The sequence below is a fragment of the Nocardia veterana NBRC 100344 genome, from assembly GCF_000308855.1.
Taxonomy (GTDB): Bacteria; Actinomycetota; Actinomycetes; order Mycobacteriales; family Mycobacteriaceae; genus Nocardia; species Nocardia veterana.
In genome coordinates this window covers 1-372 of sequence record NZ_BAGM01000160.1, presented here as the reverse complement: position 1 = coordinate 372, position 372 = coordinate 1, and the positions used below count along the sequence as shown (strand labels likewise).

Sequence of the window (372 nt, the reverse complement as noted above, 5' to 3'; positions counted from 1 at the left end):
CGCACGGCGGGTGCTGGAACTGTCCAGCGCCGAGCTGAAATAGGTTGTAGGACAACGGAAAACCGGTCCGAGTCGCGGTAACGACTTGGACCGGTTTTTCGGTTCCGGCGAGAGCTATTGTCGCCTTCATCGGCGCTCAGGCCGCCTCTAGGCCGTCGTCGGGAGGAACCTGCCAGATGCCGGCGGCCTCGTCCACGGCCTGCCGGGCGCGCTCATGGCTGGACGGCAGTAGATGCGTGTACACCCGTAGCGTGAATCCCGGATCTTCGTGGCCGAGATAGTCGGCCAGTTCCTTGACGCTCACTCCACGCGCAAGCAACTTGGATGCGTACAGATGCCGCATAGCGTGCATGCCGTCGACACGGTTCCGGT

General features: G+C 63.2%; 1 protein-coding gene. It reads right to left on the bottom strand.

Annotated features, from left to right (window positions below):
- Positions 1 to 136: 136 nt before the first annotated feature.
- Positions 137 to 372, bottom strand: a 236-nt coding sequence (locus ON37_RS26490) for a tyrosine-type recombinase/integrase (protein ID WP_040723128.1), incomplete at its 5' end; no start/stop codon positions are given.